This window comes from Pseudomonas oryzihabitans (assembly GCF_024652905.1).
GTDB lineage: Bacteria > Pseudomonadota > Gammaproteobacteria > Pseudomonadales > Pseudomonadaceae > Chryseomonas > Chryseomonas benzopyrenica.
The window spans coordinates 4063004-4089403 of record NZ_CP102428.1 but is presented as its reverse complement, the minus strand read 5'-3'; the positions used below and the strand labels follow the sequence as shown (position 1 = coordinate 4089403).

Here is a 26400-nt window from a genome sequence, read left to right as displayed (position 1 = left end):
CCTCAAGCAAGAAGGCATCGAAATTCGGCGCAGCTTAGCGCCGCTCGAAAGAAAAGTGCAACCAAGTGCAACCCGGCAGGTTCTACCGTCGATCTGGTTGCACCAATGGCAAGGTAACAGATCGCAAAACTATGCAGAGATCAGGCCAAGGGTTGCGACCTGGTCGAACCCCCGCCACAGAGGAATCGCGCATTCGAATGACGACTTGGGAAAGTCGTTAGCCAGGCAAGTGTTACCTGGCTTCACACGGGGCCGGGCCTTTCACTGCAGGGACGGAAAGTACGGCAGCACGAACTCGCCCAGCTCCTGGACGACTTCGCTGGCCGGACGGCGCGAGGGACGCAGATTGAGCGCCAGGTGATTGACGCCCGCCTCCTGCAATTGGGTGAGATAGTCCACCAGCGCTCGCCGCCCACAGGACAGGCCGGCATGGATGGGCCGTGGGGGTTGGTCCGGATCACTGGCCAGCTCGAAGAACAGGCCCTGAGCGAAGGGCTTGAACAATTCGCGCCCGCCGATCTCGTTCAGCGCCTCGCGCCAGACCCGCGTCAGCGCCGGGACATGCTCGGCAGGCACGAAGTAATAGAACCAGCCATCGGCCTTGGCGGCGATCCAGTCCACCGTTTGCCGACTGCGCCCGGTCACCAACGCCGGGATGCGACCGTGCACCGGTTTGGGCACCAGATCGGCCAGCCCCTGCAGATCGCCGAAACGGCGGAATTCAGCCAGGGGAAAATTGGTTTCGCCGGCCAGCCGGAACATCTCGAAGGCATCGCGAAAGCGCTCGCCCCGTCGCTCGAACTCGCCTTCCAGGCCAAACGCCGGGTATTCCACCGGGCGATCGCCGGAGGCTACTCCCAACACCAGGCGACCATCGCTCAACTGATCGACCGAGGCCGCCATCTTGGCCAAGTGCAGGGGATGCCGCAGGGTGATGACGGCGCTGCCAGTGGCCAGGGTCAGGTGCTGGGTGATGCCGGCCAGATAGCCGAGATAGGTGAAGGGTTCGAATACCTGGCCGGCGTCGTTGAAACCAGGATCATAGAAGGGCACGTCGCGTGCCCAGAGCGCAGCGAAGCCCAATTGGTCGGCCAGCCGCGCCAGACGCGCATGGTCGCGCAGGGTCGGCATGGGATCATCGGGATAGCCCTCCAGCGGTAGCAGGAAGCCCAGGGTCAGGCGACCGGGTGCGAACAGCCGCGAAAAACCCGGATGCTGAAGGAAGGCGCGGCGACGCTCCGTGGTGGACATGGGGATTCCTTGCCAGAGAGGGAAAGCGAATGACCTTTCTATGGAGTCTAGCGGCATTCCAGGGTTCGCCGAGTGCCGGCTCGCTCATCCTCGAGCCACCCCCTTGCGACCCAGCGCGCCACGGACTGCGCATTCTCCGCCGCCCCGGCAGCCTGCATCGACCTTGGCACTCTCCTTATGCGGTCTTTTTACACCCCACCCTGCAAGCCATTTTTTCAGAAAATTATTTAACCTACTTTCTTCATATAAAGACAGACTAATAGCAAGGATAAACTTTTAGCTTTTTACTTTTATCAACTTCGCCAAATAGTGCTCGAGTCTCGCTATAGCTGAAACAAAAAGGCTTTTCTTGCAAACGGTGGTCGGCCAAGCCTCCAGGCAGAGCTTGAAGGGACACTCCATAAATAGATTTACCAATTTGGCGCATCTTCTTCGAAGCGGAAAATGCTCATCCCAGAGCCTTTCCAGCTGGTTTAAGATCTTTCCCTTTTTCTTTCCCTTGGCTCCGGAACATTTTTCCGAACATCAGGAATAGCATCCATGCAGTTGCACAATATGAGTGTTCGTACAAAGCTTTTTTCCGGTTTCACCGCCTTGATCATCCTCACACTAGCCATTGCCTACGCAGGCTGGTCTGGCATCCAGGCCTTGGGCCGGCGCGGCAATCTCATCGAGCAGTTCACCCAGATCGGCCTGCTCACTCGCGACATGCGCAATGCCCGCGGGGCCTTCGCCCTACTGCCGGAAACGGAGCAAGCCAATCGCTGGAAGCTCTCCATCGACGCCCTCGAAAAGCAACTGCAGGAAGCTCGCCCGCTGTTTCGACGCCCCCAGAGCCAGGCGCTGCTCGCCCGCACCGAGCAAACCCTCCAGGAATATCGTGACCTCTATCAGCAGACGCTGAAGGTGACCCAGGACCGCGATGCCACCATCCAGAGCATAAGAGAGACTGGCGATACGTTAGACAAGCAGCTTCAAGACGCCTCCAGCACGCTGGATAGCCAGATCGACCATGGCGGCGTGCAATTCTCGCCCCTGCTGGCGGCCCTGCAAAAACTGCGAATCGACTTCCGCGTCTATGTGCTTAAATCCGCCGGCCCGCAGCAGGAAGCCCTGCAGACCTCACTGGGCAAGGTCGGTGCCGTACTCAAGGCTCTGCCGGCCAGCAGCGCCTCGACCACGAGCCTGCAGCGACTGCCAGAACTCTTCGACCAGTATCAGCGCCAGATACAGCAGCTATTCACCATTCAGAAGCAGTTCGAACAAGCCGACGACGGCCTGGACCAGCGCATCCTGGCGCTGCTCAAGACCGCCGACGAGATGAAGCAGGTGCAGAACCAGTTCCGTCTCGGCGATATCCGCGATGCCAAGCTGATGCTCTTTGGCGGCCTGCTCCTGGCAGTGCTGCTGAGCCTGGTCGCCGCCTGGATCATCACCCGCTCCATCGTGACGCCACTGCGCCAGACCCTCGGCACCGTGGAACGGATCGCCGCGGGCGACCTGACCGTCGAGACCCAGGCCGACCGCAAGGACGAACTCGGCCTCCTGCAGGCGGCCATGCAACGCATGATCGTCAATCTGCGCGAGCTTATCCGCGAGCAGAAAGACGGCGTCGTCCAGGTCGCCAGCGCCGCTGAAGAGCTCTCCGCCATCACCCAGCAGACGCGGGCGGGCGCCACGGCGCAAAAGGTGGAGACCGAGCAGATCGCCACCGCCATGCAGCAGATGACCGCCACCATTGGCGAGGTGGCCCGCAATGCCGAGCAGGCCTCTATGACCGCCCGCGAGGCCACGCTCAAGACTCGCGAAGGCGATGAGATGGTCAACCAGGTCGCCACCCAGATCGAAACCCTGGCGCAGGAAGTGGACAGTACCCAGGTGACCATGGAGCTGCTCAAGCAGGACGCCGACCGCATCGGCGGCGTGCTGGACGTGATCAAGGCTGTCGCCGAACAGACCAATCTGCTGGCGCTCAATGCGGCCATCGAGGCGGCCCGTGCCGGCGAGGCAGGTCGTGGCTTTGCCGTGGTGGCCGACGAGGTACGCGGGCTGGCGCAGCGCACCCGCTCTTCCACTGATGAAATCGCCAGCCTGATCACCAGCCTGCATGGCAGCACCGACAAGATGAGCGAGGCGCTGGAGCGCAACATTCAGTTGACCGGCGACAGTGTCGGCCTGACCCGCCAAGCCGGCGTGGTACTGGCCAGTGTCAGTAGCGCGGTGGGCGAAATCGAGGCCATGAACGAGCAGATCGCGGCTGCCGTCGAGCAGCAGAGCGCGGCGGGTGAGAACATCAGTCGCAGCGTGGTCAAGGTTCATGAGGTCGCCGACCAGACCGCCGCCGCCACCGAGGAAACCGCCGGCTCCAGTACCGAGCTGGCCCGCCTGAGCCTGCAACTGCAGGAGCTAACCGCACGCTTCAAGGTCTGACGCCAGCGCCGAAGCAGTTCGCCACCCGCTTCGGCGTTTGCCATCAATCCCGCTCGGCAAACCCAGGCTTCTGCACGTGCAAGCGCGGCCAGCGCGTCAGCCAGCCTTTGCTCGACAGGCGCTGGCGAAAGGCGTCGAGCCGGGGCCGCCAGGGATTCGGCGTCAAGTGCAAGGCGAAGAGCCCATCCTGGACGAAGGGGCTGACCACCTCGAGTTCGCCCGTCTCGGTGAGGCGCGCGGCCAGCGCGGACTCCACCTCGACCCAGAAACGCATGGCATCCAGGCTATCGGCATAGGGTGCATCGTCGTTGCGTAGATGCATGGCAGCCTGGTTGCGCACCGACCAGGGCCACCCCGGCGCCCGCTCCGCCAGGGCCATCTCGATGGCCCTGTCCCGTTCGGGCCGGCAGTCGGTCACATCGAAATAGATGACATCCAGATCTACCAGCGGTGTCGGCACGGTATAGCCGTGCAGCCGATCCCAGACCAGATTGCGCACGAAGCCGGCCGCCAGCCAGGCATCGGGCAGCTGCAAATGGGCGAGGACGCGAAGCAAGCGCAAGCGCTCGGTATCTGCCGCAAGCCAGTGCTCTATCTGGGAAAACAGTGGGGTCATGGCACGACTAATCAGTCTAAACCTTCTGTAAATGACCGCCTGAACGTACTTTCGCAACGTTCATCGGCATTAATCGCAATAATGATTATCTCATTCAAGTTTACTTTGGGGCCGTCGAAATGGTGACGGCTTCGCTGATCCTTACTCGCGATGCCAACAGGACGTGGTGATTGGTCAGGATATGACCACTGGCGAGTCTTCATTTCGAAGGAACGTCTCCGCACCTCGATGCTTGCTACTGCCCATGCTTCCCGAGGTGTACATGTTCCGTAACCTGTCGCTCACGCTCAAGCTGTCGCTGCTGCCCGCTGCCGCCCTGATAGGCCTGCTGCTCTACGTGGCCTACACCTCGGCCCAACTGGCCGGCAATGACCAACGCCTCGACCTGCTGGAGAATCACAGCTATCCGCTGCTGGAAAAGGCCGACGCCGTACTCTTCCAGTTCTCTCGCCTGCCCGGGCTATTTAATAGTGCTGTGACCGCCAGTGAACTGGAAACTTTGGGCGAGGCCCGCAAGGTGGTCGACGACATCGATAGCCGACTTCAGGAAATGGCCGGCCTCACTCGCCAGACCTCGGCGCGCAACGAAGAAATTTCCAGTTGGCGCGCGGGCATACATCGTTACGTGGACAACGCCCTAAGCGCCTCCGAACAGTTGATCAAAGGTAGTGGCTCCTTCGATTCCCTGCGTCCCAACCTGGATCGCATGGCCTCGGATCTCGCCGCCGCCCAGCAATTGGGTACTACCTTGCGCGCCCATGCCTATACCGATTTCCAGCAGACCTTGGCCCAGGCTCGCGGCCAGAACGCCGATACCACTCGGGTGGGTATCTGGCTGAGCCTGCTGCTGGTAGTGATCCTGGCCGGAGCCGCCGTGCTGACTATCCGTAGCGTACTTGGCAGCGTGCGCGAGGTCATCACCTCGCTGCGCGCCATTGCCGAGGGCGACGGTGACCTCACCCGCCGCCTGCAGGTCGGCTCGCGGGACGAGATCGGCCAAATGACCGCACTGTTCAATGTTTTTCTCGATCAGCTGCAGAGTACGATCAAGGCCATCGTCGACGCTGCCCACCCTTTGGGCCAGGTGTCCGGCGAGCTCTATCACCTCACCCAGACAGTGGAGAACAACGCCCGCTCTCAGCAGGGTCACACCGAATCCATCGGTCGTGACATCCAGACCATGAACACCAACCTGCATGAGGTGGCCGACCGCTCGCGCGAAGCCGCCGACCAGGCCGCCGCCGCGGCCGAGCAATCCGCCGCCGCCCGTACCAGCATCGGCAAGCTGTCGCGCAACATCGGCGAACTGGACGACAGCGTGCGCCAATCGGCCGAATCCATGCAGCAGCTGGAACAGGAGACCCGCCAGGTCGGCCTGGTGCTGGACGTGATCAAGTCCATCGCCGAGCAGACCAATCTGCTGGCGCTCAACGCCGCCATCGAGGCCGCACGCGCCGGTGAACAGGGCCGCGGCTTCGCCGTGGTGGCCGACGAGGTGCGCAATCTGGCCCAGAAGACCGCACGCTCCACTGCCGAGATCCAGCAGATCATCGAGCGCCTGCAGAGCAACGCTCAGCGCGTGCTGCAGGCCATGCAGGGTAGCCACAACCAGGCCCAGGTTAGCGCCAGCAGCTCCCAGGCCGCTACCGCCATGCTCGAAGGCATCGCCCAGGCCGTGGCGCGCATCAACGACTACAACGCTCAGATTGCCCTGCTCACCGGCGAGCAGCTGAGCCTTTCCGATTCGATCAGCAGCGACACCCGGCGCCTGCAGAGCGATACCCAGTCCAGTGCGGACAGCACCACCGCCACCGCCCGCATGGGTGAGCAATTGGTGGTGGTCGACACCGATCTGCGGCAGGCGACCTCGCGCTTCCGCATCTAGCTATCCCTATACCAAGAACCACCTAGGAGCACTTCCATGGCTTTTGCACGTCTGCTCGCCTTCGGCGCGGCCTTAACCTGCGCGGGATCCGCGCTCGCCCTCGACCAGGGTGACTACCGTTTCAACGGCTTCGGCACCGCCGGCATCACTCACCTGGGCGGCGAAGACGATGGCCGCAGCTTCGGCATCAACGGCCAGACCAACGATCACTGGCGCGGCGATCAGTTGAGCAAGCTGGGCGGTCAGTTCCAGTACGGCTTGACCGACAAGCTGGACGCCACCGTGCAGGTCACCGCGAAGGCCGAGCAGGACAAGTGGAAGGCCAACCTGGAATGGGCCTATCTGGCCTTCCACGTCACTGACAACCTGACCTTCCGCGCCGGTCGCCTGCGCACGCCGGTGTTCATGTATTCCGAGACCCTGGACGTGGGCATCACCTATCCCTGGCTGCGCCTGCCCGACGAGGTCTACAGCCAGGTGCAGGTCTCCAACTACGAAGGCGCCGACGCCCTCTGGAGTCTGCCGGTCGCCTTTGGCACCCTGAATTTCCAGGTGAGCGGTGGCCAGGCGGTCAATCGCAACTACTTCATCAACGACGACCTTTACGACATCGACTACAAGCGCATCGCCGCGGCCAACGTCAGCCTGGCGACCAACGACTACGGCACCGTGCGCCTGGCCTACACCGAGTCCAGCATCGACCTGCACTACCCGCTGCTGACCCTGGACGAGCAGAAGGGCAAGTTCACTTCCCTCGGCTACCAGTACGACAACGGCACCTGGCTAACCAGCAACGAATGGACCCGCCGCGTCATCGAGGGTGACAACCAAGGCAGCAGCAATGCCTTCTACCTGATGGCCGGCCGCCGCTTCGGCGACTTCCTGGCCCATGTCACCTATGCCCAGCAGGACGAAGAGCGCGCTGGTCGCCAGAGTTCCTGGACCTATGGCCTGAACTACAACATCACTCCGAGCCTGGTGCTCAAGAGCGAATACAAGCGCGTCGACACCCAGGGCGGCTACAACAGCGCCTTCGTCACCACCGACAGCGAAACCATCGCCAATGCCGTCTATGACCGCAGCGGCGGTCGCTTCGGCGCGCCGGCACGCAACTTCGACGGCGACATCATCAGCATCGGCTTCGACTTCATCTTCTAAGGAATCCGCCCATGAGTTCTCTCCGCCTGCTCACCGGCGCCGCCCTGCTAATCAGCGCCAGCCTGGTCCACGCCGAGGTCGCCGTGATCGTCAATCCGGCCGCTGCCAAGACGCCCAGCCAGGATGAAGTGGCCAACCTCTTCCTGGGCAAGGACAAGTCGCTCAAGGGCGTCGACCAGAAGGACTGGTCGGCCACCAAGGAGACCTTCTATGCCAAGGTCGCCAACAAGAACGAAGCCCAGCTGAAGTCCTACTGGTCCGGCCTGGTGTTCACCGGCAAGGGCCAGCCGCTGCCCAGCCTGGCCGGCGACGCCGCCGTGGTCGCCCAGGTGGCCAGCGAAGCCGACGCCATCGGCTATGTGGACAAGGCCGCGGTCACCGACAAGGTGAAGGTCCTCTTCACCCTGCAGTGATCGCCGCGCCATGAAAAAAGCCGTCTTGCGACGGCTTTTTTCATGTCTGCCAGGGCTCAGGCGACCGAGGCGATGCGGTTGCCGGCGCTGGCCTTCTCGACCTTGATGGCGACGAACTTGGAAGTGGGCGTGAAGCTGCCCTCGCCATAGCTTTCCAGGGGCACCAGCGGGTTGGTTTCCGGGTAGTAGCCGGCAGCCTGGCCGACCGGGATGTCGAACGGCAGCGCGGTGAAGCCGCGGACCCGGCGCTCGATGCCGTCGTCCCACAGGGCTATCAGATCCACCTTCTCGCCGGCCGCCACGCCTAGGCGATCCAGATCGGCCTGGTTGACGAAGACCACGTCGCGCTGGCCCTTCACGCCGCGATAGCGGTCATCCAGGCTGTAGATGGTGGTGTTGTACTGGTCATGGGATCTCATGGTCTGCAGGATCAGGTCCGGCTTCACGCCCTGGCGGCGGACCGCGTCCGGCAACAGGTCATGCAGCAGCGCATTGGCGGCGAAGTTGGCCTTGCCAGTGGCGGTGTTCCACTCCCGGCGACCGGCCTTGTTGCCCAGGTAGAAGCCACCGGGGGCGGCCAGGCGAGCATTGAAGTCCTGGAAGCCGGGGATGACGTCGGCGATCAGGTCGCGGATGCGGTCGTAGTCCTCGATCAGCCAGTCCCAATCCACCGGGTGGTTGCCCAGCACGGCCTTGGCCAGACCGGCGACGATGGCCGGCTCGGACTTCATCTGCGCCGACAGTGGCCGCAGGATGCCGGCGGAGGCATGCACCATGCTGAAGCTGTCTTCCACGGTAATGGCCTGCTTGCCGCCCTTCTGCACATCCATCTCGGTGCGACCCAGGCAGGGCAGGATCAGCGCCTGCTGACCGGTCACCAGGTGGCTGCGGTTGAGCTTGGTGGCGATGTGCACGGTCAGCCGGCACTTGCGCAGCGCCTTGTGGGTGCGTGGGGTATCCGGGGTGGCCTGGGCGAAGTTGCCGCCGAGGCCGATGAACACCTTGGCCTTGCCCTGCTCCATGGCGGCGATGGCTTCCACGGTGTTGTGGCCACGATTGCGCGGCGGCTCGAAGGCGAAGCGCCTGGCCAGGGCGTCGCTGAGCCAGGCCGGGGCCTTCTCGTCGATGCCCATGGTGCGGTCGCCCTGGACGTTGCTGTGGCCGCGCACCGGGCAGAGGCCGGCGCCGGGCCGGCCGATGTGGCCGCAGAGCAGTTGCAGGTTGGCGATCTCCTGCACCGTGGCCACCGAGTGGCGGTGCTGGGTGATGCCCATGGCCCAGCAGATGATGACCTTCTCGGCGCGGGCATACATGCGCGCGGCCTGTTCGATCTCGTGCAGCGACAAGCCCGACTGGCGCTCGATCAGCTCCCAGGAGGTGGCGTCGACCTGGGCCAGGTAGTCGTCCATGCCCAGGGTGTGGGCGGCGATGAAGTCGTGGTCGAAGACGCGCTTGGCGCCCTTGGCAGCGGCTTCGCGCTCCCACTGCAGGAGGTACTTGGCGATGCCGCGCAGCGCCGCCATGTCACCGCCCAGGGCCGGACGGAAGTAGGCGGTGTTGGTCGGCCGCGAGTCGTTGGTGAGCATCTCCAGCGGACTTTGCGGATGCTGGAAACGCTCCAGACCCCGCTCCTTGAGCGGGTTGAAGCAGACCACCTGGGCACCGCGCTTCACCGCGTTGCGCAGGGTCTCGATCATCCGCGGGTGGTTGGTGCCGGGGTTCTGGCCGATGACGAAGATGGCATCCGCCTCGTCCAGGTCGTGATAGGTCACGGTGCCCTTGCCGACGCCGACGCTGCGGCCCAGGCCGACGCCGCTGGCCTCGTGGCACATGTTCGAGCAGTCGGGGAAGTTGTTGGTGCCATAGGCGCGCACGAACAGCTGATAGAGGAAGGCCGCCTCGTTGCTGGCGCGCCCCGAGGTGTAGAACTCGGCTTCGTCGGGGCTGGCCAGGGTCTTGAGCTCCTTGGCGATCAGCGCGAAGGCGGCATCCCAGGCGATGGGCACATAGCGATCGGTGGCCGCGTCATAGCGCAGCGGCTCGGTCAGCCGGCCCTGGTACTCGAGCCAGTAGTCGCTCTGCTCCAGCAGCGAGGTCACGCTGTGGCGAGCGAAGAAGGCGGCATCGACGCGGCGCTTGGTGGCCTCCCAGTTGACCGCCTTGGCGCCGTTCTCGCAGAACTTCACCAGGCCGTTTTCCGGCGCCTCGCCCCAGGCGCAGCCGGGGCAGTCGAAGCCATGGTCCTGGTTGGTCTTGAGCAGGGTGCGCAGATTCTTGAAGGCGTTGCCGCTGTCGAGCCAGAAGTGCACCACGCTCTTCAGGGCGCCCCAGCCGGCGGCGGGGCCTTGATAGGGTTTGAAGGACTGCTGAGGTTTGTTCATGGCGATTCCCGTGGGATCAAGGGGCTACCGGCGCCGGGGCATAGACCCGCGGTGGCGACCGGTGTGGCAGATGGATCAGATTGAGACGATGACGGCGCGCCCATTCCACGGCCAGCCCGGTAGGCGCCGACAGGGTGATGAGGGTGGCGAGTCCGGCCCGCACCGCCTTGTGGATGAGTTCGAGACTGCAACGGCTGGTGACCACCACGCAGCCCTCGCGCACCGGCTGGCGCTGCCGCAGCAGGGCACCGATCAGCTTGTCCAGGGCGTTGTGGCGGCCGATGTCCTCGCGGCACAGGGTCAGTTCGCCCTGGCCGTCGATGAACAGCGCGGCATGCACCGCGCCGCTGCGCTGGCCCAGATCCTGGGCGGCATCGATGCGCTGGCGCAGGTCGTGCAGGTGGGCGGCCGGTGGCAGCGGCACCTTGCGCAGGCGATCCAGCTGCGGCAGCGCCTGTTCCAGGGCCTCGACCCCGCACAGGCCGCAGCCACTGGTGCCGGCCAGCTGACGGCGCTGCTGCTTGAGCGCCCAGAAGGTGCGGCTGCTGATCTCGACGTCGACGTTGAGGGCTTCGCCGACCCGCCGCACCTGGATGCCATAGATGTCGTCGATGGCATCGACGATGCCGGCGCTGAGGCTGAAACCGACCACGTAGTCTTCCACGTCGGCCGGCGTCGCCATCATCACCGCATGGCTGATGCCGTTGTAGGCGATGGCCAACGCCACCTCTTCGGCCAGCTGCTGTTCGCCCCGCACGGTAGGCTGCTCCAGCTCGGCGAAGGCATAGCCGGCAGGAGGCGCGGCAACGAGGTCTGGCGATTGCTGAGACATGGGCGAAAACGACCTGCGGCGGTTTGACACAGATCAAAGATTAACCAGCACATCCCGGGGCGTCTAATCGCTATGACCGATGCCTTGATAAACGCTATCTATCACTCTCGGCGTAGAGCGCCTTGACCGCCTGGAAACAGGCATCGGCGACCGCCAGTCGGGGCTCGGTCCGACGAATGAGCAGGCCCAGGGGCGTCAGGGTGCGGGCCGTGTCGATGGGAATCAGCCGCGCATGGGGCGTAAGGCGATCGAAGCCGCCGGCCAGGGGTACCACGGCGCAGCAGAGTCCGGCATTGACCGCCTGCAAGAGCAGATAGACCGCATCGGTCTCCAGCACCGGCTGCGGCGTCAGGCCCAGGCTGCGAAAGCCGTGATCCACCGACTGGCGAAAATGCATGGCGCCGGTCAGCAGACCGAGCGGCAACCCGGCCACCGCCTGCCAGTCCAGCGCGGCCTGGTCGAAGCTGAAATGGCGCTCGTCATAGAGCAGGCCCATGCGCGTCTCGGTCAGGGTCAGGCTGTCGAAGCGCGTCGGATCCAGGTGTTCCAGGTAGGAGATGCCCAGCTCCAGGCGATTGCTGGCCACGGCTTCGAGGATGCGCTCAGTGCTCAGCACCTGCAGCTGGAAATGCAGCTTGGGGTGCAACAGGCGCAGGTGCTGCAGCAGCGGCATGGGATCGAAGCTGGCCAGGGGCACCAGGCCGACCCGCAGCGTACCCACCAGTTGCCCCTGGAAGGCCTGGGCTTCGGCATAGAGACCGTCGTGGGCGGCCATCAGGGTACGCGCCCAGGCAAGGATACGCTGACCGGCCTCGGTGAAACCCTCGAAACGCTGCCCGCGGCGCACCAGCTCCACGCCCAGTTCGTCTTCCAGACCGCGCAGGCGCATGGACAGGGTCGGCTGGGTGACGTGACAGCGCGCCGCCGCCTGGCCGAAGTGGCGCGTCTCGTCCAGGGCGATGAGAAAACGCAGTTGCTTGATATCCACAGATTACCTCCAGGCGCTCTGCCCCCTCTCCCACTGGGAGAGGGCCGGGGTGAGGGTCGCCAGGACTGCGGCAGTCGTCACTGCGGCAGCAACTCCCGATAGTCCCGCACCGCCTCGAACTCCTCGCTGTCCTTGGGCCCGCGGCGGCTGTCCGGCTCGTGGATCGCCAACAGGTGGGCGACCCCGTAGTCACGAGCGCTGCGCAGGATCGGCAAGTTGTCGTCGATGAACAGGGTACGCGCCGGATCGAAGGCGAAGTCGGCCTGCAGGGCGTGCCAGAACTGCTGTTCTTCCTTGGGGAAGCCGTAGTCGTGGGAACTGATCAACCGGTCGAAATAGGGCGCCAGTTCGATGCGCTCCAGCTTCAGCGACAGGGAATCGCGATGGGCGTTGGTGATCAGCGCCACGCGCTTGCCGGCGCGCTGCAGGGCGGCGAGAAAGGTGTCGGCGTCGGGTCTCAGGGCGATCAGGTGAGCGATCTCCTCCTTGAGTTCGCGCATGGAAAAGCCCAGCTCGGCGCTCCAGAAGTCCAGGCAATACCAGGTCAGCTTGCCCTGGTGGCTGAAAAACAGCGGCTCCAGCTCGGCCTTGGCCAGCGCCAGGGACTGGCCGTGGCGCTCGGCATAGCGCTGCGGCAGGTACTCCAGCCAGAAATGGTTGTCGAAATGCAGATCGAGCAGGGTGCCGTCCATGTCCAGCAACACGGTATCGATACGGCTCCAGTCGAGAGGGGTCATGGTGACTCCGGATCATGTAACAGGCGGGTTATCATACCCGTCCGCCCAGCCCAGGAGCCGTCCATGCGCCAGAAACCCACTGTTCTCGCCCGACAGATCGTGGCCAAGAGCCGTCTGTTCACCGTCGAGGAGATGCAGTTGCGCTTCGCCAACGGCGAGGAGCGCACCTACGAGCGCCTGGCCAACAAGGGCACCGGTCACGGCGCGGTGATGGTGGTGGCCCTGCAGGACGCCACCCGCGCCCTGCTCATCGAGGAATACTGCGGCGGCGTGGAAGACTACGAACTGTCGCTGCCTAAGGGTCTGGTGGAACCGGGCGAAGAGATCCTCGACGCCGCCAATCGCGAACTCAAGGAAGAGGCGGGTTTCGGTGCCCACCAGCTGGAATACCTCACCGCGCTGTCGCTGAGCCCCGGCTACATGAGTCAGCGCATCCATGTGGTGCTGGCCCGCGACCTCTATCCGGAGCGCCTGCCGGGCGATGAACCCGAGCCCCTCGAAGTCAGCAGCGTCGACCTGCGCGAGCTGTCGCAGCTGGTGCAGAATCCACGCTTTTCCGAAGGCCGCGCCCTGGCCGCCCTCTACTTGGTGCGCGACCTGCTCACCCAACGCGGAGAACTGCCGGCATGATGGCGCCCGTTTCCATTACCGCTCCGCTGGTACTCAACGTCATCGACCTGGTGCGCCAGGCCGGCGCGGCCATCCTGCCCTACTGGCGCCAGGGCGTGGCGGTGCGGCAGAAGAGCGACGACTCGCCGGTGACCGCCGCCGACCTCGCCGCCCACCGGGTGCTGGCCGAAGGCCTGGCCCGGCTGACCCCGGACGTGCCGGTGCTGTCGGAAGAAGCCTGTGACATCCCCTTCGCGGCGCGCAGCGCCTGGGACGTCTGGTGGGTGGTCGATCCCCTGGACGGCACCAAGGAATTCATCGACAGCAGCGAGGAATTCACCGTCAACGTGGCCCTGGTCGAGCGTGGCCAGGTGATCTTCGGCGTGGTCGGCATCCCCACCCGGGATGTCTGCTTCAGCGGCGGTCGTGAACTGGGCGCCTTCCGCATCCAGGGTGAAGACGGCGTCGAGATCGGCGTGCGCAACCAGCCGGAAGACGCCTTCACCGTGGTCGCCAGTCGCCGCCACGGCAGTCCGGCGCAGCAACGGCTGCTGGAGGAGCTGGGCAACACCCTCGGCGAGCCCAAGTTGGTCAGCGTCGGCAGCTCGCTGAAGTTCTGCCTGCTGGCCGAAGGCCTGGCCGACTTCTACCCCCGACTCGCCCCCACTTCTCAATGGGACACGGCCGCCGCTCAGGGCGTGCTGGAAGGCGCCGGCGGCGAGGTCCTGACTCTGGACGGTCAGCCCCTCACCTACGAGATGCGCGAGTCCTTCCTCAATCCGCACTTCCTCGCCCTGCCCCGTGAGGCCGCCTGGAGGCAGCAGGTGCTGGAGCTGGCCGGCTCCTTGGGCGACGCCTGAGCCGTCAGACCACGACCCTGGCCAGCTCCGGCACATCGCCCGACAGGCCCAGGGCGCGGCGCACGAACAGCGCCTTGGCCTCGAAATGGCGGTCGACCTGCTTGAGCGCGGCGTTGCGCAGCCAGCGTAGCGGCAGGCGGTCGTCCTGGAACAGCCGCTGGAAGCCTTCCATCGCCGCCATCATCGCCAGGTTATGCGGCATGCGCCGGCGCTCGTAGCGTTCCAGCACCCGCTGTTCGGCGATGGATTCACCGCGGGCCTGGGCATGGCGCAACTCCTCGGCCAGCACCGCGGCGTCGAGAAAGCCCAGGTTGACGCCCTGCCCGGCCAGCGGATGGATGACATGGGCGGCATCGCCGATCAAGGCCAGGCCAGGTTCCACATAGCGCTTGGCATGGCGCTGGCGCAGCGGGATGCACAGTCGCGTGTCGCTGCACTCCACCTTGCCCAGGCGCTGCTCGAAAGCCTCGCCCAGGGCCTGGCAGAAGGCCGCATCGTCCAGCGCCATCAGCCGCTCGCCCTGCTTGGGTGTGCAGGACCAGACGATGGAGCACCAATTCGTGTCGCCGCCGCGATCCAGTGGCAGGAAGGCCAGCGGGCCGTCGTCGGTGAATCTCTGCCAGGCGGTGCGCTGGTGCGATTCGGCACAGCGCACGCTGGTGACGATGGCATGGTGCAGGTAGTCCCACTCGCGGGTTTCCAGCCCGGCCAGACGGCGCACGGCGGAGGTGGCGCCATCGGCGGCCACCACCAACGGCGCGCGGATCTGACGATCGCCGGCCAATTGCACCAGCCACTGGTCGCCGGAGCGACGCAGCAACTCCAGGCGCGCCTCCGGCAGGAGCAGGACGTTGGCCTCGGCCAGGCGTTCGAGCAGGGCCTCCTGCACCACGCGATTCTCGACGATGTGGCCGAGCACCTCGGCGTGCACGCTGGCGGCATCGAAATGCACGGCGCCGGTGCCGGAGCCGTCCCAGACGTGCATCGCCTGGTAGGGACTGACGCGGCGCGCGAGGATGCCGTCCCAGGCACCCAGGCGCTGCAGGATGCGCTGGCTGGCCAGCGACAGGGCGCTGACCCGGGGCTCGAAGGGCAGGTCGCTTTCGACCGCGCCCGGGGTGAGCGGGCCGCGGTCGAGCAGCACCACCGACAGGCCGCTGTCAGCCAGCGCCAGGGCCAGGGCGCTGCCGACCATGCCGGCACCGACGATCACCAGATCCGCATGGGTCAGCATGCTCGTTTCTCCTCGCAGGTCAGGGACGGGTACCCAGGCCCATGGCCTGGCGGGCGAAGGCACTCTTGACCGGTGGGCACAGCTCCAGGCCGACCAGGCCCAGGTTGCGTCCGGCACTGAGCCAGGGCCGGCTGTTGGAAAACAGCCGGGTGATGCGATCGGAAAAGCCGATGGTCAGCTGCTGATCCAGACGCTGACGCTGCAGATAGTCCTGCAAGGTGGCGAAATCACCGGGCGCCGCGCCGCTTTCCAGCAGGCACTCGGCCAGGCTGTCCACGTCGCGCAAGGACAGGTTGAAGCCCTGACCGGCGATGGGATGCAGGCTGTGGGCGGCGTTGCCCAGCACCACCAGATGCGGGCGGACCTGTTCGTTAGCCTCCAGTAAGGTCAGCGGATAGGCGTGACGGGTGCCGACCTGGGTGAAGCTGCCCAGGCGATAGCCCACCGCCTGCTGCAATTCGGCGAGAAAGACGGCATCGGGCGCCTGTTGCAGCCGCAATGCTTCGGCATCCGGCTGGGTCCAGACCAGGGCGCTGCGCTGGCCCGGCAGGGGCAGCAGCGCCAGGGGACCATGGGGCGTGAAACGCTCGAAGGCGCGGCCGCCATGCCCCAGATTGGTCGAGACGTTGGCGATCAGCGCGGTCTGCTCGTAGACCGTGCGGCGCACCTCGATGCCGAGGGATTCGCGCAGCGCCGAACGCCCACCGTCGGCCAGTACCGCCAGGCCGCATTCGAGGACGTCGCCATCATCCAGTTCCAGACGATAGCCATCGGGTATGGCGGTGAGCGTGCGCACCTCGGCCGGGCAGCGCCAGTCCACCACCTCGCGATCCAGCGCCTGCCAGAGCACCTGGCCGATCCAGGCGTTCTCCACCACATAGCCCAGCGCCGGCAGATTCTCGTCACGGGCGAGCAACTGGGTCACGCCGAAGCGGCCCTGGTCGGAGACCTGGATCTCTTGGATCGCCTCGGCATGTTCGGCCAGAGCCTCCCACACGCCGAGACGCTGGTAGATCAGCCGTGAACCATAGGACAGCGCCGAGGAGCGGGCGTCGTAGCTGGGCTGATAGGTATCGCCGGGGGCGAAGGGTTCCACCAGCAGGATGCGCCAGCCGCGCGCCTTGGCGCCGGCCTGCAGGGCCAGGGCCAGGCTGGCACCCACCAGACCGCCGCCGATGATGGCGATATCAGGACGTTGCATGAGCGTTCTCCCGGCGGTCGCGCGCGGCCGCCATCAAGCCTTCGATCTCCGCGGCCGCCTTGGGCAGGCCGGCGGTCAGCACCTCGCAACCACTGCGCGTCACCAGCACCTCGTCCTCGATGCGGATGCCCAGGCCACGCCATTTGCGCGGCACCTCGGCGTCCGGCGGGATATAGAGTCCGGGCTCCACGGTCAGCACCATGCCCGGCTCCAGCATCCGCCACTGGTCGCCGATGCGATATTCACCCACGTCATGGACATCCAGCCCCAGCCAGTGACCGGCGCGGTGCATGTAGAACTCGCGACAGGCGCCCGCCTCGATCAGGTCGTCCAGTTGGCCCTGGAGCAGGCCCAGGGCCAACAGCCCTTCGGTGATCACCCTGACCGTGGCCTCATGGGGTTCGTTCCAGTGCCGCCCAGGTGCCACGCAGGCGATGGCGGTCTGGTTGGCCGCCAGCACGATGTCGTACAGCTGCCGCTGCTCGGGCGAGAAGCGGCCATTGACGGGAAAGGTACGGGTTACGTCGCTGGCATAGCACTCCAGTTCGCAGCCGGCGTCGATCAGCACCAGGTCGCCGTCGCGCAGGGGCGCGTCGTTGGCCTGGTAATGCATCACGCAGGCGTTGGCCCCCGCGGCGACGATGGAGCCATAGGCCGCCAGCCGTGCGCCCCCCTGGCGAAAACAGTAGTCCAGCTCCGCCTCCAGGTGATACTCGCGCAGCCCCGGCCGGCAGGCCTGCATGGCGCGCAGGTGGGCGGCGCAGGTCAGCTCGGCGGCGGCCTTGAGCAGGCGCACCTCGGCGGCCGACTTGTACAGTCGGCTGTCGTGCAGCAGGGTATCCAGCGCCAGCAGCTCCCGCGGCGGCGAAGCGCCCTGATCGGCCTTGGCGCGGATCAGTTCGATCCAGTTGAGCAGTTGCCGCTCGAATTCCGGATGGGCACCCATGGCGTAGTAGACCCGCTCGCGGCCTTCCAGCAGGCCGGGCAGGATGTCGTCCAGATCGCCGATGGGAAAGGCGTCGTCCGCGCCATAGTCGGCCAGCGCCCCTTCCTGACCCGCGCGCCGGCCCTCCCAGCGCTCCATCTCCAGGTCCCGCTCGCGGCAGAACAGCAGGTATTCACCATGGGCACGGCCGGGAATCAGCACGGCCAGGGCCTCGGGTTCGGGAAAGCCAGTGAGGTACTGGAAGTCGCTGTCCTGGCGATAGGGCTGCTCGATGTCGCGGTTGCGCAGGCACACCGGCGCAGCGGGCAGCAGGGCGATGCCGCCGTGGCCGATCTCGGCCATCAGGGCGCGGCGGCGGCGGGCGAATTCGGCCTTGTGGATTCGCGGCATGGCCGCTCAGTGCACCACGGGCGCAGGTTCGGGGAGGGGGCCGCGGCCGTACTCGCCATAGAGCAGCAGCGGGGCCACGCGCAGGTATTCGGTGACTTCCATGAAGTCGTTCTCACCCTCTTCGCCTTCCTCGGCGGGCTCCTGGATCTGCGCGATGGCTGCCAGGTCTTCGAGCACCTCGCGCGCCTCGCCGGAGACTTCGCCCGTGCGCCCGGACAGGCCGAAGCCGGCCAGAAAGCCCTGGCACCACTCGCCCAGGGCGGCGGTGCGCTCGACCAGGGAGAATTCGTCCGGTGGCAGCATCAGTACCAGGGCCACCTGCTGGCCGGCGAATTCCTGTTGCACCATGCCCAGCAGCCCCGAGAGCGCCGCCTGCAGACGTTCGCCCGGCGCGCCACCGAGCAGCTCGCTGGCCGCGGCCAGCCAGTCGTTCTCGTCGAAGCCCGCGCCGCCACAGACCCGACCGAGCAGGTGACCGTGGAGTTCGGCGGGCGAGACCGGCAGAGCGGCCTCGGCGAGCAGGGTGGAGAAGGCGGCATAGGCGGATGCTGAGCTGGACATGGCGTCGAGGTGAGGCGCTGGCTAGAATGAAGCCTTATCCTACGCGCTGACCCCGCCGGCGGCCAATCTCGTTGCACCCTTCTGGAGCTGTAGCCCTCATGAGCGAGTCTCGCGACACGCCCCTCGACGCCGATCTGGAAGCCCTCGGTGACCGTGTGGAGCGCCTGCTCCTGCGGCTTGAGGAATTGCAGCGGCAGAATCGACAACTGCGCCAGGGCGAGCGCAACTGGCGCCAGGAGCGCGCCGAGTTGATCGAAAAGAACGAATTGGCCAGATCGAAGGTCGAAGCGATGATTTTACGCCTGAAAGCTTTGGAGCAGGACTCATGAGCATCGAGACCGTGACCGTCCAGATAATGGAAAAGGAATATCGCATCAGCTGCCCGGCTGACGAGCGCGCCAACCTGGAGAGCACCGCTCGCTACCTGGACGGCAAGATGCGCGAGATCCGCGCCAGCGGCAAGGTCATCGGCGCCGACCGCGTGGCCGTGATGGCCGCCCTCAACATCACCCACGAACTGCTGCACCGCCAGGACGACGTCAGCCTGGAAGTCAGCAGCACCCGCGAGCGGGTCCGCGACCTGCTGGATCGCGTCGACCGCGCCCTGATCACCGAACACGACACCACTGCCTGACCGCCGACCCGGGGATCGGCGGGGGTTTGCATCCTGGCTCAGGGGCGTATACTGGAGGTCACTCTCTGGTGTGTGCGCCAGTCGGTCATGTCCCCGAGCCGATAAGCAACACCCCGGGGGTTGCTCGTAAGACTGGTGTGCATGTCCGCTACGGCGGAAAGCCTAAAGGTCTACGACTTCTCCCACCTTGAACCAAGGGTTCAAGGGCTACACCGGCAGCGGCATTCCGGAGAGCTCATTTCTTCCATGACCACCCCGCCTTCTACCGATCTCAGCAGGCCCGCGCTGCGCAAGCTTCTCCGCCAGCGACGTCGCGCCCTCACCCCCGTACAGCAACGCCAGGCCGCCCGCGAACTGTATCGCCAGCTTGCCCAGCATCCGCTGTTTCGTCGCGCCCGCCATATCGCCTTCTACCTGCCCAGCGATGGCGAGATCGATCCGCGTCCATTGCTCGAAGAAGCCCAGCGCCGCGGCAAGGCCACCTATCTGCCGGTACTCTCCCGCTGGCCACGCACCGCCATGATCTTTCAGCGCGTCGGCCGCGGTGAATCCTGGGTGCGCAATCGCTTCGGCATCGCCGAGCCACGCCCGGATCGGCGCCTGGGTCGGCCGACCTGGGCTCTCGGGCTGATCCTGATGCCGCTGGTGGGCTTCGATCCGCAGGGCGGACGCCTGGGCATGGGCAAGGGCTTCTATGACCGCAACCTGGCCTATCTGGCACGCCGGCGGCAATGGCGCAGCCCGCAGCTGATCGGCTGTGCCCATGAATGTCAGAAGGTGGAGCGACTGGCACTGGCGGCCTGGGACGTGCCCATGGCGGCCGTGGTGAGCGATGGCGGCTGGTACGGTCAGCGTACCGGAGAGACTTCCCGCGCCGGCTGAGCGTCGCTGGTGTAGCGAGCGTATTGCTGCTGGTTCTGGCGCTGCTCCCAGAAGCTCTGGGTATACCCGGTGGTGACCACGCCCAGGGTAAAGATCAGGACCAGCACCCACAACAGATCAGGTTTGCGTTTCATCGAACTGGGCCACCCCCTTGCTGGCACCTTTGGGCAGGACAGGACGTCGCCCTGTTATGCTCAGCGCGTACGATCAGACTACATCCGGAATGCGCGGCATTCTGCGACAAGCGGTCGCCCCTTGCAATCGACCAGACCCCTTCCTGGAAGCTCCCGAGCCTCCATTCGTCAGGAGACGAACCGTGGCCTGCTGGCTGTTGAAATCCGAGCCCGATGAGTTCTCACTGGACGACTTGCAACGCCTGGGCCAGGCGCGTTGGGACGGCGTCCGCAATTACCAGGCACGCAACTTCCTGCGCGCCATGAAACCCGACGAGCTGTTCTTCTTTCATCATTCGAGTTGCGCCGAACCGGGCATCGCCGGCATCGGCCGGATCGTGGGCGAAGCCTTCGCCGACCCCACTGCCCTCGACCCGGAAAGCCCCTACCATGCGCCCAAGGCCAGCGCCGCAGACAATCCCTGGACGGCGCGCCAGGTGGCCTTCGTCGAGGCCTTTCCACGGCTGCTGACCCTGCCGCGCCTGCGCCAGTTGCCGGCACTCGCTGACTTCGCCCTGCTGCGCAAGGGCAATCGCCTGTCGGTGATGCCGGTCAGCGCCGAGGAGTGGGCGGCGATCGTCGCCGCGGCCCGCGCCTGACCGCGCTCAGGGCTGGATGATCAGGTTGTTGAACAGCAGGTCTTCCACCAGGGGCTTGCCTTCCTCCTGGGTGAGCACGTTCTGCACCTGCTTGAGCGCCTCCTGGCGCAGTTTTTCGCGGGCTTCCACGCCGGCCAGGGTCTCGTCGGTCTGCTGGGCGAAGAGCATCACCAGCTGATTGCGGATCAGCGGCTCGTGGAACTCGACCTTATCCTTGGCTTCCTTGCCGGTCATCATCAGGGCGATGTCGGCCTTGTAGTACTTGAGCTTGGGCCCGCTGCCATAGTTGCCGACCAGGGCCGGGGTCAGGTTGTAGAATTCGGTCTTGGGGGCCTCCCCCTCCTTTTTCTCTTCGTTCGCCCAGGCAGTGAAGGCCAGGCAGAAGGACAACAAAACGGCGGCGACGGCTTTCACGGCGAATCCTCTAGAGATGGATGGCTGCAGCATAGCCAGCGGAATTCAAGGGGTCACCTCGAACCTGAGGGTTCCGATCACCTGGCCGACGTCCGTAACCACTTGCACCTGCCAACGGCCGGTCACGTCGCCGGGAAAGTTCTGCTTGTGGGTCCAGGCGCGATAACCGGCCTCGCGACCGCCGCTGATATCCAGGGGAATCCGATCCACCTCCCGACCGGCATGACGCCAGACATGGTAGATACGCTCGTTCAGGCCACGCGGTGCGTTGATGGCGGTGAAGGCATAGAGCCCCTGGGCGCGCAGCTGGGCGCTGCTCAGGCTCTTCACCGCATCGCCGGGCTGGCGCTTGAGGCTGTCGAAGTTGGTGCTCATGCCCATGTCGGTCAGCCACAGGGTGGCCGGCGGCACCCAGGCGCGCCCCAGCCAGCCGAAGGCGCCGATGGCCAGGCACAGGCCCAGCAGCCCCAGCCAGCGCCAGCCCAGGCGCACCCGGAAGGCCACCGCCAGACTGGGAAAGGACAGCAGCACGGCGACGCCCAGGGCCAGTTCGTAGCTCTGGGTAGTGGTCAGGTGCAGGATGATCGGTAGCGCCGTGAGCAGTACCGCGAACAGCGTCAGGGTGTGATAGCTGAGAAATACCCAGCGCCGCGGCGCCAGGGTCTTGTAGTAGAGCGGATCGATGATGGACACCAGGGCGGCCGCGCCGAGCAGTCCGGTGAACAGCGCCTGGCCGCTGTTCCAGGCCGTGGTGATGGCAAAGAACGGCAGGCAGAAGAACAGGCTTTCCTGGTGGATCAACTGGGTAGCGTAGCGTAGCAGCGGTGGTGGCAATTCCCAGCCGAAACGGCGGCTGACCCAGCCCCGCAGCACGTTTTCCAGCATCAGCCAGACCCAGCTCGCCAGCATGATCACCGCCATCACCGGGGCGAAACCCTTCTGCCGGTCCACCAGCAGGAAGCTGCAGATCCCCGAGATGAAGCCGGCCAGGGCGATCAATCGCGGATAGCGCTCGAACAGGGTGGTGATCAGGGTCAGGGCGCGGGAGGACAGGACTTTCCAGGCAGGCATGATGACTCGTGAAAACGGCAGCAAAGACGCGCCACCCTAGGCGCGCAACCCGTACAGATCAAGGGGGAATCCGGGCACCCACTGCCACAGGGCGGAAAAGCCTATGCAGGCTGTAATATCATTGTAATATTCGAAAACGAACCTGGAATGTTCGCTTTCGATTAATACCTATAACAATACCGAGGCTCCCATGCTTGGAATCTTCGCCCCTGCGGCCCATCGCGCGCCGCTGCCCGCCGATCGTATCGATCCCGTCTACCGTCGCCTCCGCTGGCAGATCTTCGCCGGGATCTTTATCGGCTACGCGGGCTACTACCTGTTGCGCAAGAACTTCTCGCTGGCCATGCCTTATCTGGTAGAGCAAGGCTACAGCCGGGGTGAACTGGGCGTGGCGCTCTCCGCGGTGGCCATCGCCTACGGCCTGTCCAAGTTCCTCATGGGCCTGGTCTCGGACCGTTCCAACCCGCGCTATTTCCTGCCCTTCGGGCTGGTCATGTCGGCGCTGGTGATGCTGCTGTTCGGATTCGCGCCCTGGGCGACCTCCAGTGTCAGCATCATGTTCGTCCTGCTGTTCCTCAACGGCTGGTTCCAGGGCATGGGCTGGCCGCCCAGCGGTCGCACCATGGTGCACTGGTGGTCACAGAAGGAGCGTGGCGGCGTGGTCTCGGTCTGGAACGTCGCCCACAACGTCGGCGGTGGCCTGATCGGCCCGCTGTTCCTACTTGGCCTGGCCTGGTTCAACGACTGGCACGCGGCCTTCTATGTCCCGGCGGTCGTGGCCCTGGCGGTCGCGGTGTTCGCCTTCATCGCCATGCGCGATACCCCGCAATCCTGCGGCCTGCCGTCGGTGGAACACTGGAAACAGGATTTCCCCGAAGGCTACAGCGAAGGTCATGAACGCGAATTCTCCACCAAGGAGATCTTCGTCGAATACGTACTGAAGAATCGCCTGCTCTGGTACATCGCCTTCGCCAACGTCTTCGTCTACCTGCTGCGCTATGGCGTGCTGGACTGGGCCCCCACCTACCTCAAGGAAGCCAAGCACTTCTCGGTGGACAAGACCTCCTGGGCCTACTTCTTCTACGAATGGGCCGGCATCCCCGGCACCCTGCTCTGCGGCTGGCTCTCGGACAAACTGTTCCGCGGCAACCGTGGCGCCACCGGCGTGGTGTTCATGCTCGGCGTACTGGTCGCCACGCTGGTCTACTGGCTCAACCCGGAAGGCAATCCCGGCATCGACCTGGCGGCCCTGGTATCCATCGGCTTCCTGATCTACGGCCCGGTGATGCTGATCGGCCTGCAGGCGCTGGAACTGGTGCCCAAGAAGGCCGCTGGCACCGCCGCGGGCTTCACCGGCCTGTTCGGCTATCTGGGCGGGTCGGTGGCGGCCAACGCCCTGGTGGGCTACACCGTGGACCACTTCGGCTGGGATGGTGGCTTCATGCTGCTGGTCGGCTCCTGCGTCCTGGCCATCGTCTTCCTGGCGATGACTCTGAGACACACCGGCATGGTGGCCAAGTCGGCGCGGTAGCGCCGATTGCCCAGGATGGATGACGGCACAGCCTCATCCACTCTGGGTCCTGGTCGAAAACGCTTTGTGCTTTTCGATCAATCGCGGCCATGGGCCGCTCCTACAGGTAGAGCTTACCCGTAGGAGCGGCCCATGGCCGCGATAGGCTCAACCCCGCGGCGCGTAGGCGAAGACGTCGGCGCGCATCTGGTGCGCGTCCATGCCGGCGTCCACCAGGGCATCCAGGGTGGCATAGACCATCGCTGGCGAGCCGCTGGCATAGACGTGCAGGCCGCTCAGGTCGGCGAAATCCGCGCGCACCACCTCGTGCAGCAGACCACAGCGCCCTTCCCAGCCACAGGCATCGCTCACCACCCGGTTCAGGATGAGATTGGGCAGTTCCGCCCAGGCGTCCCAGGCCTCGATGGCATAGAAGTCGTCCGGCGTGCGCACGCCCCAATAGAGGTGCACCGGATGAGCGAAGCCCCGGGTACGGGCGTCTTCGATCAGGCTGTGCATCTGGGCCATGCCGGTCCCGGCGGCGATCAGTACCAGGGGGCCCTCAGGCAGTTCGGCCAGATGGGCGTCGCCATAGGGCAACTCGACCTGGGCCATGCCCCTGCTTTCCAGTTGCGCCAGCAGCGCCTGGCTGCTGGCCTCGCGGGCCAGCACGTGCAATTCCAGCTCACGCCCCTGGTGGGGCGCCGAGGCCAGGGAAAAGGCCGATTGCTTGCCGTCATCGCGCTGGATCAACAGGTACTGACCGGCGTGATAGCGCGGCGCCCGGCCGGCCGGCGCGCGCAGGCGCACCCGGCGGACATCGCCCCCCACGTCATCCAGGGCAACCACCTGACAGGCCAGCTGACGCACCGGCAACTCACCGGGCGCCAGGACGCCATCCCACTGCAGCAAGCAATCGCTGAGCGGTACCGCCACGCAGACATAGACCTCGCCGTGATCGACGGTCTTTCCGTGCTGGGTGACCTGCCCCTCCACCAGCAGCGCGGCGCAGAGCTGGCAGTTGCCGTTGCGGCAGCTGTGCGGTCCGCTGTAGCCGAGACGCTGCGCGGCGGCCAGGATGGCTTCGCCGGGCTGGGTTTCCAATACCGCACCCGAGGGCTGCAGGGTGACCTTCATCGTCGTCTCCGTTAATCGATCCCGAGACTGGACCACATCTCGTCCACCCGTTTGACCACCGCTTCGTCCTTGACGATCGCCCGCCCCCACTCACGCGTGGTTTCGCCCGGCCACTTGTGGGTGGCATCCAGGCCCATCTTCGAGCCCAGGCCGGAGATCGGCGAGGCGAAGTCCAGGTAGTCGATGGGGGTGTTGTCGATCATCACGGTGTCGCGCTTGGGATCCATGCGCGTGGTGACCGCCCAGATGACATCGTTCCAGTCGCGGGCATTGATGTCGTCGTCGGTGACGATCACGAACTTGGTGTACATGAACTGCCGCAAGAACGACCAGACGCCCAGCATCACCCGCTTGGCATGGCCCGGGTACTGCTTCTTGATGGTCACCACCGCCATGCGGTAGGAGCAGCCTTCCGGCGGCAGGTAGAAGTCGACGATTTCCGGAAACTGCTTTTGCAGGATGGGCACGAAGACTTCGTTGAGCGCCACGCCGAGGATGGCCGGCTCGTCCGGCGGCCGTCCGGTGTAGGTGCTGTGATAGATGGGGTCGCGCCGGCGGGTGATGCGTTCCACGGTGAACACCGGGAAGGTATCGACCTCGTTGTAGTAGCCGGTATGGTCGCCATAGGGGCCTTCCGGCGCCGTCTCACCCGGATGGATGACCCCTTCCAGCACGATCTCGGCACTGGCCGGCACCTGCAGGTCGTTGCCCACGCACTTGATCAGCTCGCTGCGACTGCCGCGCAACAGGCCGGCGAAGGCGTATTCGGACAGGGTATCGGGCACCGGAGTGACTGCGCCCAGGATGGTGGCCGGATCGGCGCCCAGGGCCACGGCCACCGGGTAGGGCTGGCCGGGATGCTTCTGGCACCACTCGCGGAAATCCAGCGCGCCGCCTCTATGGCTCAGCCAGCGCATGATCAGCTTGTTGCGGCCGATGACCTGCTGGCGATAGATGCCGAGGTTCTGGCGCTCCTTGTTGGGTCCGCGGGTGACGGTCAGGCCCCAGGTGATCAGCGGCGCCACGTCGCCCGGCCAGCAGTGCTGGATCGGCAGCTTGCCGAGATCGACCGCCTCGCCCTCTTCGATCACCTCCTGGCAGGGCGCGTCCTTGAGGACCTTGGGCGCCATGCTGATGACCTTCTTGTAAATCGGCAGCTTCGACCAGGCGTCCTTCAGGCCCTTGGGCGGCTCGGGCTCCTTAAGGAAGGCCAGCAGCTTGCCGATCTCGCGCAAGGCGCCGACGTCCTCAGCGCCCATGCCCAGCGCCACGCGCTGCGGGGTGCCGAACAGGTTGCCCAGCACGGGCATGGAAAAGCCCACGGGATTCTCGAACAGCAGCGCCGGGCCCTGCTTGCGCAGGGTCCGGTCGCAGATTTCGGTCATCTCGAGGATCGGCGAGACCGGGGCGGTCACGCGCTTCAGTTCACCACGCTGCTCCAGGCTGCGGATGAAGTCACGCAGATCTCGGTATTGCATGCGGCCTCTT

General features: G+C 65.3%; 26 protein-coding genes, 1 other RNA gene and 1 pseudogene. 13 read left to right on the top strand and 15 right to left on the bottom strand.

The features are described 5' to 3' along the window. Positions 1-261 precede the first annotated feature (261 nt). Entirely contained in the window at positions 262-1251 is a 990-nt protein-coding gene (locus NRG74_RS18965; protein WP_017639440.1) for an LLM class oxidoreductase, read from the bottom strand. A 540-nt stretch (positions 1252-1791) separates the two neighbouring features. Between NRG74_RS18965 and NRG74_RS24740 the strand changes: the two are divergent. Both NRG74_RS24740 and NRG74_RS24735 read left to right on the top strand, forming a co-directional pair. Next, positions 1792-2778: pseudogene (locus NRG74_RS24740) on the top strand (methyl-accepting chemotaxis protein); the annotation flags it as partial. Positions 2779-3135: 357 nt separating this feature from the next. Beyond that, positions 3136-3681 carry a methyl-accepting chemotaxis protein gene (locus NRG74_RS24735; RefSeq protein ID WP_414204876.1) on the top strand — a complete coding sequence of 182 codons (546 nt, stop codon included), beginning with the start codon at positions 3136-3138 and terminating at the stop codon, positions 3679-3681. Positions 3682-3724: 43 nt separating this feature from the next. On the opposite strand, the gene NRG74_RS18955 is transcribed toward NRG74_RS24735, so the two are convergent. Beyond that, the gene (locus NRG74_RS18955) at positions 3725-4237 is read right to left on the bottom strand and encodes a nucleotidyltransferase family protein (RefSeq protein WP_257705048.1); all 513 of its coding nucleotides are present in this window, start codon (positions 4235-4237) and stop codon (positions 3725-3727) included. A 322-nt stretch (positions 4238-4559) separates the two neighbouring features. Here NRG74_RS18955 and NRG74_RS18950 point away from each other — a divergent pair, with 322 nt between their 5' ends. The 3 genes from NRG74_RS18950 to NRG74_RS18940 are packed head-to-tail and all read left to right on the top strand — an operon-like array spanning position 4560 to position 7753. After that, positions 4560-6182 carry a methyl-accepting chemotaxis protein gene (locus NRG74_RS18950; protein WP_257705047.1) on the top strand — a complete coding sequence of 541 codons (1623 nt, stop codon included), beginning with the start codon at positions 4560-4562 and terminating at the stop codon, positions 6180-6182. Positions 6183-6218: 36 nt separating this feature from the next. Beyond that, positions 6219-7340 carry a hypothetical protein gene (locus NRG74_RS18945; RefSeq protein ID WP_257705046.1) on the top strand — a complete coding sequence of 374 codons (1122 nt, stop codon included), beginning with the start codon at positions 6219-6221 and terminating at the stop codon, positions 7338-7340. Positions 7341-7351: 11 nt separating this feature from the next. Further along, positions 7352-7753, top strand: coding sequence for a phosphate ABC transporter substrate-binding protein (locus tag NRG74_RS18940; protein WP_257705045.1), 402 nt, complete (start codon positions 7352-7354; stop codon positions 7751-7753). Positions 7754-7809: 56 nt separating this feature from the next. Here the strand turns inward: NRG74_RS18940 and NRG74_RS18935 are convergent, their stop codons facing one another. From NRG74_RS18935 to yrfG, 4 genes are all read right to left on the bottom strand, one after another. Further along, positions 7810-10134 carry an FdhF/YdeP family oxidoreductase gene (locus NRG74_RS18935; protein ID WP_257705044.1) on the bottom strand — a complete coding sequence of 775 codons (2325 nt, stop codon included), beginning with the start codon at positions 10132-10134 and terminating at the stop codon, positions 7810-7812. Between the two features lie 16 nt (positions 10135-10150). After that, positions 10151-10966 carry a formate dehydrogenase accessory sulfurtransferase FdhD gene (gene fdhD / locus NRG74_RS18930; RefSeq protein ID WP_257705043.1) on the bottom strand — a complete coding sequence of 272 codons (816 nt, stop codon included), beginning with the start codon at positions 10964-10966 and terminating at the stop codon, positions 10151-10153. A gap of 94 nt (positions 10967-11060) precedes the next feature. Next, positions 11061-11954 carry a LysR family transcriptional regulator gene (locus NRG74_RS18925; protein WP_017639436.1) on the bottom strand — a complete coding sequence of 298 codons (894 nt, stop codon included), beginning with the start codon at positions 11952-11954 and terminating at the stop codon, positions 11061-11063. Between the two features lie 77 nt (positions 11955-12031). Beyond that, positions 12032-12691, bottom strand: a complete 660-nt coding sequence (gene yrfG / locus NRG74_RS18920; protein WP_068384705.1) for a GMP/IMP nucleotidase — start codon at positions 12689-12691, stop codon at positions 12032-12034. 63 nt (positions 12692-12754) lie between these two features. Between yrfG and nudE the strand changes: the two genes are divergently transcribed. Further along, positions 12755-13321 carry an ADP compounds hydrolase NudE gene (gene nudE, locus NRG74_RS18915; RefSeq protein WP_059316538.1) on the top strand — a complete coding sequence of 189 codons (567 nt, stop codon included), beginning with the start codon at positions 12755-12757 and terminating at the stop codon, positions 13319-13321. After that, positions 13318-14160: a 3'(2'),5'-bisphosphate nucleotidase CysQ gene (gene cysQ / locus NRG74_RS18910; protein WP_257705042.1), complete on the top strand. Its 843-nt coding sequence runs from the start codon at positions 13318-13320 to the stop codon at positions 14158-14160. The genes nudE and cysQ overlap by 4 nt, the downstream gene beginning before the upstream one ends. Before the next feature lie 4 nt (positions 14161-14164). Here cysQ and NRG74_RS18905 read toward each other — a convergent pair whose 3' ends face one another. From NRG74_RS18905 to NRG74_RS18890, 4 genes are read right to left on the bottom strand one after another with little or no spacing between them, the layout of a single operon-like run. Further along, positions 14165-15394 (bottom strand): 2-octaprenyl-3-methyl-6-methoxy-1,4-benzoquinol hydroxylase, encoded by a 1230-nt coding sequence (locus NRG74_RS18905; RefSeq protein WP_257705041.1) that lies wholly within the window; start codon positions 15392-15394, stop codon positions 14165-14167. Positions 15395-15413: 19 nt separating this feature from the next. After that, complete coding sequence (gene ubiH / locus NRG74_RS18900) at positions 15414-16595, bottom strand: 2-octaprenyl-6-methoxyphenyl hydroxylase (protein ID WP_257705040.1); 1182 nt, start codon at positions 16593-16595, stop codon at positions 15414-15416. Continuing rightward, a complete protein-coding gene (pepP, locus tag NRG74_RS18895; protein WP_017639430.1) occupies positions 16582-17931 on the bottom strand; it encodes a Xaa-Pro aminopeptidase in 1350 nt (449 codons plus the stop codon). The genes ubiH and pepP overlap by 14 nt, the downstream gene beginning before the upstream one ends. 6 nt (positions 17932-17937) lie before the next feature. Continuing rightward, positions 17938-18492, bottom strand: a complete 555-nt coding sequence (locus NRG74_RS18890; protein WP_017639429.1) for a UPF0149 family protein — start codon at positions 18490-18492, stop codon at positions 17938-17940. Between the two features lie 98 nt (positions 18493-18590). Between NRG74_RS18890 and NRG74_RS18885 the strand changes: the two genes are divergently transcribed. The 4 genes from NRG74_RS18885 to NRG74_RS18870 all read left to right on the top strand — a co-directional run bounded on the left by NRG74_RS18885 (position 18591) and on the right by NRG74_RS18870 (position 20008). Further along, a complete protein-coding gene (locus tag NRG74_RS18885) occupies positions 18591-18821 on the top strand; it encodes a TIGR02449 family protein (protein WP_017639428.1) in 231 nt (76 codons plus the stop codon). Next, complete coding sequence (locus NRG74_RS18880; RefSeq protein WP_017639427.1) at positions 18818-19126, top strand: cell division protein ZapA; 309 nt, start codon at positions 18818-18820, stop codon at positions 19124-19126. Before NRG74_RS18885 ends, NRG74_RS18880 begins: the two co-directional genes overlap by 4 nt. Positions 19127-19185: 59 nt before the next feature. Continuing rightward, positions 19186-19363: non-coding RNA, 6S RNA (ssrS, locus tag NRG74_RS18875), on the top strand. Between the two features lie 9 nt (positions 19364-19372). After that, positions 19373-20008 carry a 5-formyltetrahydrofolate cyclo-ligase gene (locus tag NRG74_RS18870; RefSeq protein ID WP_068384686.1) on the top strand — a complete coding sequence of 212 codons (636 nt, stop codon included), beginning with the start codon at positions 19373-19375 and terminating at the stop codon, positions 20006-20008. On the opposite strand, the gene NRG74_RS18865 is transcribed toward NRG74_RS18870, so the two are convergent. Further along, complete coding sequence (locus NRG74_RS18865) at positions 19975-20142, bottom strand: hypothetical protein (protein ID WP_017639425.1); 168 nt, start codon at positions 20140-20142, stop codon at positions 19975-19977. The two genes, NRG74_RS18870 and NRG74_RS18865, sit on opposite strands and share 34 nt — an antisense overlap. A 182-nt stretch (positions 20143-20324) precedes the next feature. On the opposite strand from NRG74_RS18865, the gene NRG74_RS18860 reads away from it, so the two are divergent. After that, positions 20325-20780, top strand: a complete 456-nt coding sequence (locus tag NRG74_RS18860) for an EVE domain-containing protein (RefSeq protein WP_068384683.1) — start codon at positions 20325-20327, stop codon at positions 20778-20780. A 6-nt stretch (positions 20781-20786) separates the two neighbouring features. On the opposite strand, the gene NRG74_RS18855 is transcribed toward NRG74_RS18860, so the two are convergent. Further along, on the bottom strand, positions 20787-21194 hold the full coding sequence (locus tag NRG74_RS18855; protein WP_017639423.1) for a flagellar basal body-associated protein FliL: 408 nt from the start codon (positions 21192-21194) through the stop codon (positions 20787-20789). A 45-nt stretch (positions 21195-21239) separates the two neighbouring features. Next, positions 21240-22265: a DUF5924 family protein gene (locus NRG74_RS18850; RefSeq protein ID WP_017639422.1), complete on the bottom strand. Its 1026-nt coding sequence runs from the start codon at positions 22263-22265 to the stop codon at positions 21240-21242. 190 nt (positions 22266-22455) lie between these two features. Here NRG74_RS18850 and glpT point away from each other — a divergent pair, with 190 nt between their 5' ends. Continuing rightward, positions 22456-23796 (top strand): glycerol-3-phosphate transporter, encoded by a 1341-nt coding sequence (glpT, locus tag NRG74_RS18845; protein ID WP_257705039.1) that lies wholly within the window; start codon positions 22456-22458, stop codon positions 23794-23796. A gap of 147 nt (positions 23797-23943) precedes the next feature. Here glpT and NRG74_RS18840 read toward each other — a convergent pair whose 3' ends face one another. Together NRG74_RS18840 and ubiD are read right to left on the bottom strand one after the other, a co-directional pair. Then, on the bottom strand, positions 23944-24912 hold the full coding sequence (locus NRG74_RS18840) for a CDP-6-deoxy-delta-3,4-glucoseen reductase (RefSeq protein ID WP_257705038.1): 969 nt from the start codon (positions 24910-24912) through the stop codon (positions 23944-23946). 11 nt (positions 24913-24923) lie between these two features. Next, a complete protein-coding gene (gene ubiD / locus NRG74_RS18835) occupies positions 24924-26390 on the bottom strand; it encodes a 4-hydroxy-3-polyprenylbenzoate decarboxylase (protein WP_017639419.1) in 1467 nt (488 codons plus the stop codon). Between the last annotated feature and the right edge of the window lie 10 nt (positions 26391-26400).

Coding starts and splice junctions, on each gene's coding strand:
- NRG74_RS18870 (WP_068384686.1), top strand. CDS start 19,373: ATGACCACCCCGCCTTCTACCGATCTCAGCAGGCCCGCGCTGCGCAAG.
- NRG74_RS24735 (WP_414204876.1), top strand. CDS start 3,136: ATGGAGCTGCTCAAGCAGGACGCCGACCGCATCGGCGGCGTGCTGGAC.
- cysQ (WP_257705042.1), top strand. CDS start 13,318: ATGATGGCGCCCGTTTCCATTACCGCTCCGCTGGTACTCAACGTCATC.
- NRG74_RS18905 (WP_257705041.1), bottom strand. CDS start 15,394: ATGCTGACCCATGCGGATCTGGTGATCGTCGGTGCCGGCATGGTCGGC.
- NRG74_RS18865 (WP_017639425.1), bottom strand. CDS start 20,142: ATGAAACGCAAACCTGATCTGTTGTGGGTGCTGGTCCTGATCTTTACC.
- NRG74_RS18885 (WP_017639428.1), top strand. CDS start 18,591: ATGAGCGAGTCTCGCGACACGCCCCTCGACGCCGATCTGGAAGCCCTC.
- NRG74_RS18965 (WP_017639440.1), bottom strand. CDS start 1,251: ATGTCCACCACGGAGCGTCGCCGCGCCTTCCTTCAGCATCCGGGTTTT.
- ubiD (WP_017639419.1), bottom strand. CDS start 26,390: ATGCAATACCGAGATCTGCGTGACTTCATCCGCAGCCTGGAGCAGCGT.
- yrfG (WP_068384705.1), bottom strand. CDS start 12,691: ATGACCCCTCTCGACTGGAGCCGTATCGATACCGTGTTGCTGGACATG.
- ubiH (WP_257705040.1), bottom strand. CDS start 16,595: ATGCAACGTCCTGATATCGCCATCATCGGCGGCGGTCTGGTGGGTGCC.
- NRG74_RS18880 (WP_017639427.1), top strand. CDS start 18,818: ATGAGCATCGAGACCGTGACCGTCCAGATAATGGAAAAGGAATATCGC.
- NRG74_RS18850 (WP_017639422.1), bottom strand. CDS start 22,265: ATGCCTGCCTGGAAAGTCCTGTCCTCCCGCGCCCTGACCCTGATCACC.
- nudE (WP_059316538.1), top strand. CDS start 12,755: ATGCGCCAGAAACCCACTGTTCTCGCCCGACAGATCGTGGCCAAGAGC.
- pepP (WP_017639430.1), bottom strand. CDS start 17,931: ATGCCGCGAATCCACAAGGCCGAATTCGCCCGCCGCCGCCGCGCCCTG.
- NRG74_RS18935 (WP_257705044.1), bottom strand. CDS start 10,134: ATGAACAAACCTCAGCAGTCCTTCAAACCCTATCAAGGCCCCGCCGCC.
- NRG74_RS18890 (WP_017639429.1), bottom strand. CDS start 18,492: ATGTCCAGCTCAGCATCCGCCTATGCCGCCTTCTCCACCCTGCTCGCC.
- NRG74_RS18950 (WP_257705047.1), top strand. CDS start 4,560: ATGTTCCGTAACCTGTCGCTCACGCTCAAGCTGTCGCTGCTGCCCGCT.
- NRG74_RS18840 (WP_257705038.1), bottom strand. CDS start 24,912: ATGAAGGTCACCCTGCAGCCCTCGGGTGCGGTATTGGAAACCCAGCCC.
- fdhD (WP_257705043.1), bottom strand. CDS start 10,966: ATGTCTCAGCAATCGCCAGACCTCGTTGCCGCGCCTCCTGCCGGCTAT.
- NRG74_RS18940 (WP_257705045.1), top strand. CDS start 7,352: ATGAGTTCTCTCCGCCTGCTCACCGGCGCCGCCCTGCTAATCAGCGCC.
- glpT (WP_257705039.1), top strand. CDS start 22,456: ATGCTTGGAATCTTCGCCCCTGCGGCCCATCGCGCGCCGCTGCCCGCC.
- NRG74_RS18945 (WP_257705046.1), top strand. CDS start 6,219: ATGGCTTTTGCACGTCTGCTCGCCTTCGGCGCGGCCTTAACCTGCGCG.